The following is a 7,633-nucleotide window of genomic DNA, read 5'->3' on the forward strand; positions in this document are numbered from 1 at the left end:
ATACAATAAGGCTAAAAAATCTTGATTCCCATATAAAATCATTAAAAACCTTAAAATATATTGCTCTAAAAAATAAATTTCCCTTTAGTGTTTACCACATAAGCAGCTTTTTGGATGATAAGGGACAATTTATGAATATTGATGAAGAAATAAATAAGTATGAAAAGCTAATGGATATTTGTAATAGAATAGGTATTAGTGGTAAGTATGAGTTTGATGAGAGAGAAAACTTAGATTACTTATTCGATAGTATTTATAATATTTTTGAAGAGAAAAATTATACTAGATTTAAGGCGGAACAAGGATTTGAAGACCATACTATTCTTCGTATAGAACTTTCAGATTATATTACGTTGATTTTATTTAAAAATACTGATGATGATTTATACTATAGTATGTTTAACAGGGAAATATTCAGCAAATTAGGAGCTTTTATTCCTAAAACAAAAGGAATGTTCAATCCAAATACAGATGACCATTATAAAGTCAGTATCTTTAGTGCATATCAATTAAAAGATTTAATCACATTAACTAATTTTGAGTTTGAAGTTTATAATGAATCATTTAGAATTGACTCTCACGATAAGTCATTAGCTTCAAATAATGACTTATCATTAGGATTAATTGCAGCATTTGATATAACCGAAGAGGTAAAATATCTAGATTTAGCAAGATATTTATTGAATGAATTAATTTTTATTACTGAAGGTAATGAAGTCTATAAATTGAATCTTTTACAAATAAAAAAGAGATTATCAGAGTCAATCACTGAAGAAGAAGAAGAATTTTTATACTCTATAACAGATGGGGATAATCAACCAATGAGGTTTGTAGCTTATGTTATTTTAGGGTTAAAAATTCCTGCTCAAAAAATATTTAGTTGTCTAAACAATGAGCAAAAAAATGGTATTGTATCATTTCCAATTTATACGTTGTACTCAAATCTATAAAATAATCAAATTCTAGTTTTTACATTTTTATGACCTATTGAACTCATGTGAATTGAAGATGTTACGAAAGGCTTTGTTTGATGAACTTTTGATATAAAATGAAATAAGTAAGTCTTCGAACCAAGTTCGTAAATATTCAATATTCCACTGAAATATAAGAAATTCTAATCTTTAATTGAAGGCATTTCAAGTCATGTTATAGGTAGTATCAGTAAGAAGGCTTTAGTTCGGATTTTATTACTGTTATTGCATCTATAACATAACTTTTTATATGAAATAGGAAAATAAAGGTGAATTCAAGCAATTCTCGATAATGTAGTAGGTGAAGAACCTAAAAGTATCAAGGATATAGCGATTTTACTTGAAAATAAACATATGACCTACTACGATTGATTGGTGTCAGGACTTAATATCTGAAATATTTAAAGCTAGTCATATCAAGGGTTTACAGGTTACTTGAGTGAGCATTTACTTGTTCACCAGTATGTAGAGATTTGTATATGACGTTTGAAGCGTCGGCAGGAGTTTGTGAAGATAGAGTGTGGTATAGAGGAAGGTCAAGAGTGGGTAATTGATATGATTAACAACATCATTATCGAGGTATACACTTCAATGGCTGAACAGGAGCCTATAACTATCAAACAACATCAAGCTGAGGGAATAGCAGTAGCCATTCTAGAAACTGTGAATAAATATTGTTGATTAGAAGGTCATATTTAGATATTTATGATAGAATAATTGGATTATAGGAGTTTTGGAGCCACTCACCATTCTTATAAATTTAGGATGGGATTATTTCACAAACATTGATTCTGCTGTTAAGATACAGTTGAAGGAGTTGGTAGGTATGATTCAATCTTTAGTAGTAGAGCTACAGTCAGAAGCTCTTAGTAATGGCGGTTCAATAACAGGGTTGATTAGAAAAGCATTTGTTTTATCAAGAAAGCTTGAATTGGATGAACTTTCAGTATGGTTAAAAAATGAAATGGAAGGATATCAAAATGTCTCTCATGAAAATATCCCTTGCTATCGGTATGTACAAGGACATTTAAAGGCTTGGAATCCATATAGGGGATTTATCCCAGCGATTATTAGTGGAGATAAGGAAAATGAATGGAGTAGACAACCATTATTACAATCATTATCTGAGATAGAAAGTCTTATTGATGGAGCAAAAAAAATGAATAGCGATATATTAGAGTATAAGTTTCCACCTGCTCTTCAAATGAAATGGATGAAATCTTCAGGTGTGGCATTTGAAACTTCATTACATATACCTGTTCCACAATTTGAAAATGTGACTAATAGAGTTAGAGATATCATTTTAGAATGGACATTAGACTTAGAAGGAAGGGGAATCAAAGGAGAAAATATGACATTCAGTGATAATGAGAAAAAATCGGCAACTCAAATTACGAATATTTACAATCATATTGGTACAATGATGAACTCACAAATTCAACAGAGTAGTGATAACTCAGTTCAAACTATTTCAGGTGTAGAGTTTAAAATAGAAAGTTTGAAGGAGATAATTGAGCAGGGAAAAGAATTATTAAACAGTATATCAGAGGAGGAAACTAGGGAAGAGTTGAAGGCTGAATTGATGGTATTAGAAGCTCAAGCTTTCTCTCCTAAACCTAAAAAAAATATTATTAAAGAGAGTTTGCAAACTATCAGAAGTATAGCAGAAGGGGTAACAGGAAGCATGGTTGCAACAGGGATTTTGCAAGTGATTTCACTATTATTAGCCTCGTTATAAAGGTTTAAAAGGGTTTTATTGCCGCTCGTTCACACTTGATATGACATGTAAAACCATCGTTTAAATTGGTTCGTTGTATATGCCTAAGACCGCACAGAAGATTTTGTGAAATGTTTAGATACTTGGTTATTATCTCGCTAATTTATCTAGGGAAACATGAATACTGAATAAATGTAGAGTTTTAATATTTTGTTTTTTCATAATATTCGGTTTGTTTTATGCGTTGCATAATTCAAAATGATTATTGGAAGTCTATAAGTTACGAGTCTTTTATTTTATAAAAATCAGGAGGTATCATATGAAGCTAAAAATTGAAAAATGGGTTGAGGAAAATAAGCCTTTTAAAGAATATGAAGCAGCTAATGACTTATTTGAAGAATCAGTACGTTGTTATAAAATGGGAGCATATAAGTCTGCTTTTATCATGTCTTATCTTTCTTTTAAAGTTACTTTGAGAGGTAGAATTTTGGGGTGTACTTATGGTAAAGAGCTTGTTAAGTCTGACCCTAAATTTTGGGAAAATGAAATTGTGAAAAAACTAGAAGATGATAGTAGTTGGGAAAATCATTTAAATTCAATTGTAGAAGCGTCTTGTTCAAGTGGTAACAAAAAAGATATAGCGATTTTAGATTTTACAAATGGTGAACAGGTTAAAATAGCCTATAATTATTGGAAAAATATCAGAAATGATTGTGCTCATGCGAAAGGACGTATAACGATTGATAGTTCAACGGTAGAATGCTTTTGGAACTATTTGATGGATAATTTAAGTAATTTTTATGTTCTTGGTGGAGAAGAGTATTTATTAAGGGAATTAAAAAATCTTTATCAATACTATCCTTTCCCAGAGATAGTTGAACAAGACTCCGTAAAGATAATAATGAATGATGTAAACGTAGTTTATAAGAAAAACTCTAAGTATTTCTTCCAAAAACTATTTGAAAAATTAGAGGGTCGCCATAATGGAAAGGGACAATTCGTTAACGATTCAAATACGAAATTTTGGCAAGATATACTGGAGTCGAATTATGAAAATGTAAGAGAAGGAATAGTAGAAGTCATTTCGAGCCATGCGATGCATTTCTTTAACTTCTACAGCTATTATCCTCAACTACTCGAAATGTCTGTATCTATCAACTCAAAATTTGTTGTGAACGATTTATGCGATTGGTTAAATAGTTCATACTATTTTACATATGATTTCAAAAAAAACTTTTGGATTGTTTTTGCTGAAATTTTATATAGATTTCCAGCGCATGTAGATATTAAAGGAATTGTGAATAAACAAACGCTAGAGCTAATAGATGCCTTTGAGCCAGATGAGAGAAAGTTGCAGATACTTAACCGTAATGGTGTGTTCAAAAAATATATTTTTGAAGTTTCAAGTTGGTTCTTTAAAACTGATGCAAGTTCACAGTATAATAATTACGGTATGTTTCAATCAAATAAGTCTGAATTTATAGAACTTTGTTTCAATTATTTGGAATGGGATAGTGAATGTATAGCTACCCTAAATTATGCTCTTGTTAACTTAGAAGAAAGTATGGCTTCAAGGTCTAATCACAGTTCCATCATGAATGGACAGAGTTATAAATCAAGATGTAAGCGGATAATTTGTAAAAACAAAGATAAAATAAGGAATATCCCAGATATTAATTTAAGTGATTACAGTGAAGTCTTAGAGATAATTAATAGTAGCTGTGATAGTGAACAAGGTTAGGTTCCTCATAATTACTTTAAAGGTAATTTGATATAGACCTCCTATTTTCCGATAAAACAGTGTTCATCGTTAATGAGCAAAAAATGTTCAATTGGGGTTGACGGTTACAAGTCTTCCTCAAAGAGTAGAATAAAAACATAATTTTATTAAAACCTGCATAAGAAAGCCCCCTTCATCTATCTGGTTGATAGGTAAGGGGGCTATTTTACATCATTGAATGTATTTTGATTCTCGTAGATTAACATACCTATTCTATCCAGATAGCAGGAATAAATAATTTAACGACTGTTTAAGTCACATACTCCACCATTGTTTAATTAAATAGGCTCTATAATTATGAGCAATGAAAGGGTTTATAAGTAATATCGAACAGTGCCAGCATGACTATTTGCAATGAATGATAATCCTATTTTTTATTTTGGATTTCTAACAGAGCATCAATCTGTTTTAAAACAAAATCTTGATATTCAGGATTCAATTCTTTAAAAAAAATCATAGCCGTCTCAAACTTGATATCCGTAGGACTGTTGAACATATCACCTTCTTCATTTTTTAACCAAACTTCATTTACATTGAAAGTAGCACAGATAAGTTTTATAATGCGCTCGTTTACTTTCCGATTCCCTAGTTCTATACCAGCTATATAACCATTAGATATAGAAATAGCTGTAGCAAACTTTGCTTGCGATAAATTTAAAGCTAATCTAACTTGCTTAACACGCTGATTTACAGAAGACAATATATATCACCTCTTTGTTGTTGAATTCAAAATATCACATTTCTACTCACAATGAAAGTACTTGAATTATAAATATGGTTGAAATACTCTCTAAGTAAATATATAATTCTTCTATAGAGAGTATTGGAGGAGAATTTTTATGGGAAATGATGAGCAACAACAATTTGAAGAAAGATTTGAAAGACTAAATGATGAAGGAAAACGTTATATTCTCGCTGTTTTACAGGCTTTAGAGTTTGCACAATCTAATCAAGAGATTGAGAAGGATGATGGAGGAGGTATTCATAAATAAATATTGAAATTAGTTCTTTATTTTTGAAAATGTAGCCTATAGAAATTACTTTTTTATTAAACATACTGAGGTAAAGGAGAAATGATATGAAAAATAAATTATTAGTTACTATTGTAATACTATTATTTTTTATTGTAGGAGGAACAACATATTTTATATACAATGGGAAAAATTTATCTGGTAGCAATAAGCCAAATGATGTAAGTCAAGAAGTATGGGATAGAGTCATTCAATATACATTATATGTGAATAAAATTACAAAAGAAGGTGGTTTAGTTCCTGATGGTTTGGCAGATGAATTAAATAGTTTGGCTGAAAGTAAAGGAGATAAAGAATTAATTATAGATTTTCATTTATTGGTAATATCCTCGCTACTTTACAAAATACAAGGTGACTCTGAATATCCTGAAATCTATAAAGCATTAGCTGAAAAGTTAGGTTCAGATTTAAAGAGAACTAAATTGAACTTAGCTTTAATTGAATCTTATATTGCAGATAATGTAAATTCTGCTGCAGCTAAAATGGTAACACAAGAGCAAGAATTTTTGTCTAGCCAAGGCGTCAATTTAACAGCTAAAGAAGTTCAATATAATATGAAAAACAATTTAGATAAAAAGTTCTTTATAAATGGAAGTGTGGAACTGTGTGATTACTATAACTATGGATTCACAAATGAATCTGCGTACTTTTGTGGTCATATAACACCGATTGATGGAAGTTATTCAGATTCATGGTATTTATATTTTCATCGAGATTCATTTAATGTACTCTATGATGCAATGTTGAGGGGGGAAGTGAATATGATGATAATTGCCGAGATACCTTCTTCTGTCTATAAAAATAATCAAGGAAATATGGCTCGAGTTTTAAGCACTAAATATTACTAATTCCTTTTTGTTTCTAAGGATAGGAAAAATAAATTTGAGATACTGGTGAGATGTTTGTATGGATAGGTGGATATTAATTAATGAGGGGGTTTTATTGTGAGTTTAGAAGAATTTGAGAAAAGGGAAGAATTGAAAAAGTCGTTAGAGGAGTTAAATGAAAAAAGTTCTTTAAATACAAAAGAAACAACTGAGAGTGTATCTAATAGCACTGAGAAAGATAGAGTACCACACACAAATAACGTGGGAAAGGAAAGGTTTATAGGATTTTCAATCATCGGTTTTATTGCTACCGTTGCTTTTGTATCTCTAGGCTTTTACAAAATGTTTGTATATGAAAATTATGGTGATAGTGACTATTTAAGTAGTTATAGTAAAAATGCTTATGTTGGGGGAGATGCCTATAACTATATTATTAACGGCACATATACTACTGCATATTTTATTCTGGCATTAATGTCTATGGTATTTGCTTGTACAATGCTGATATTGGGTAAGATGCATCAAAGGTAAATATAAAGATTACAGTGTAAATTGCTGTAGTCTTTTTTCTTTATCCTAATCATGGATATCTCCTTTGCCATGTCAAGTTTGATGATATGATTTGTTAATGGTCTACCACCTGTACTTTCGCTCAAAAATGAGCTTAAAGTCTAATCCTTCTGTAAAGCCGTACTCACACATTCTTGGAAACCAGTCTTTATAAGATGTTTTCACTTCCAAATACTCATACAACTCATGCCCTAACACTACCTTTTCTCCTTTATCTATTTTATACAGGTTTACTAATTTACAAGTAGTAGAATTTGAAGGACAATTAGTGACTGATAGTCGTGATGTGGCGGAAATGGTAGGTAAACAACATTGGGAAATCCTACGAATGTTAGAGGGGACGAAAGATGGTAAGACTAAGGGGTTTGTTCAAACTATGACTAACAACAATTTTGTGGTGAGTGAATTCTTTATTAATCACTCGTATACAGATAGCACAGGTCGGACATTGCCTTGCTACCTACTCACGAAAAAGGGTTGTGAAATGGTTGCTAATAAAATGACAGACGGATGATTGTATTTGATTAATTTTTATATGCTATAGCTTGTATTAACTACAAATAGAGAGTAAAATCGGTAGTATAAGGAAATTTATTAAGCAATAAACTTCCTTGATGTAAACCGATAAACTTCTTAATACTTTAGTTAGTTAAAGTCCTGTTAAACCTTGATATATCAACAATTACACGGTGCATCATTTAAAATCAAAGCCGACAAATTCCGAATTCATCGCCATG

General features: G+C 30.7%; 9 protein-coding genes and 2 pseudogenes. 8 read left to right on the top strand and 3 right to left on the bottom strand.

Translation table 11 applies throughout. From position 1 onward, the window contains the following. The 4 genes and pseudogenes from C9J34_RS21330 to C9J34_RS21345 all read left to right on the top strand — a co-directional run. The coding region (locus C9J34_RS21330) for a hypothetical protein (RefSeq protein ID WP_238600754.1) at positions 1-950 on the top strand (950 nt) is incomplete at its 5' end. A gap of 558 nt (positions 951-1,508) precedes the next feature. Next, positions 1,509-1,622 (top strand): annotated as a pseudogene (locus tag C9J34_RS22775) (recombinase family protein); the annotation flags it as partial. A gap of 175 nt (positions 1,623-1,797) precedes the next feature. After that, entirely contained in the window at positions 1,798-2,709 is a 912-nt protein-coding gene (locus C9J34_RS21340; protein WP_107842168.1) for an AbiTii domain-containing protein, read from the top strand. A 298-nt stretch (positions 2,710-3,007) separates the two neighbouring features. After that, entirely contained in the window at positions 3,008-4,429 is a 1,422-nt protein-coding gene (locus C9J34_RS21345) for a hypothetical protein (RefSeq protein ID WP_107842169.1), read from the top strand. 406 nt (positions 4,430-4,835) lie between these two features. Here C9J34_RS21345 and C9J34_RS21350 read toward each other — a convergent pair whose 3' ends face one another. After that, positions 4,836-5,168: a helix-turn-helix domain-containing protein gene (locus C9J34_RS21350; protein WP_238600756.1), complete on the bottom strand. Its 333-nt coding sequence runs from the start codon at positions 5,166-5,168 to the stop codon at positions 4,836-4,838. A gap of 139 nt (positions 5,169-5,307) precedes the next feature. Here C9J34_RS21350 and C9J34_RS22250 point away from each other — a divergent pair, with 139 nt between their 5' ends. From C9J34_RS22250 to C9J34_RS21360, 3 genes are all read left to right on the top strand, one after another. Further along, positions 5,308-5,460 carry a hypothetical protein gene (locus C9J34_RS22250; RefSeq protein WP_193769139.1) on the top strand — a complete coding sequence of 51 codons (153 nt, stop codon included), beginning with the start codon at positions 5,308-5,310 and terminating at the stop codon, positions 5,458-5,460. An 86-nt stretch (positions 5,461-5,546) separates the two neighbouring features. Continuing rightward, positions 5,547-6,347, top strand: coding sequence for a hypothetical protein (locus C9J34_RS21355; protein ID WP_107842171.1), 801 nt, complete (start codon positions 5,547-5,549; stop codon positions 6,345-6,347). Between the two features lie 96 nt (positions 6,348-6,443). Continuing rightward, positions 6,444-6,857: a hypothetical protein gene (locus tag C9J34_RS21360; RefSeq protein WP_202973694.1), complete on the top strand. Its 414-nt coding sequence runs from the start codon at positions 6,444-6,446 to the stop codon at positions 6,855-6,857. Here C9J34_RS21360 and C9J34_RS22725 read toward each other — a convergent pair. Both C9J34_RS22725 and C9J34_RS22730 read right to left on the bottom strand, forming a co-directional pair. After that, positions 6,848-6,982, bottom strand: a complete 135-nt coding sequence (locus tag C9J34_RS22725) for an antA/AntB antirepressor family protein (protein WP_274523382.1) — start codon at positions 6,980-6,982, stop codon at positions 6,848-6,850. The genes C9J34_RS21360 and C9J34_RS22725 overlap by 10 nt on opposite strands. Positions 6,983-7,000: 18 nt before the next feature. Continuing rightward, positions 7,001-7,088: pseudogene (locus C9J34_RS22730) on the bottom strand (antA/AntB antirepressor family protein); the annotation flags it as partial. Positions 7,089-7,164: 76 nt separating this feature from the next. Between C9J34_RS22730 and C9J34_RS22885 the strand changes: the two are divergent. Then, entirely contained in the window at positions 7,165-7,410 is a 246-nt protein-coding gene (locus C9J34_RS22885; protein WP_107842172.1) for a Rha family transcriptional regulator, read from the top strand. The last annotated feature ends 223 nt before the right edge of the window (positions 7,411-7,633 follow it).

Origin of the sequence: Metasolibacillus meyeri, assembly GCF_003049505.1 — a bacterium.
Taxonomy (GTDB): Bacteria; Bacillota; Bacilli; order Bacillales_A; family Planococcaceae; genus Metasolibacillus; species Metasolibacillus meyeri.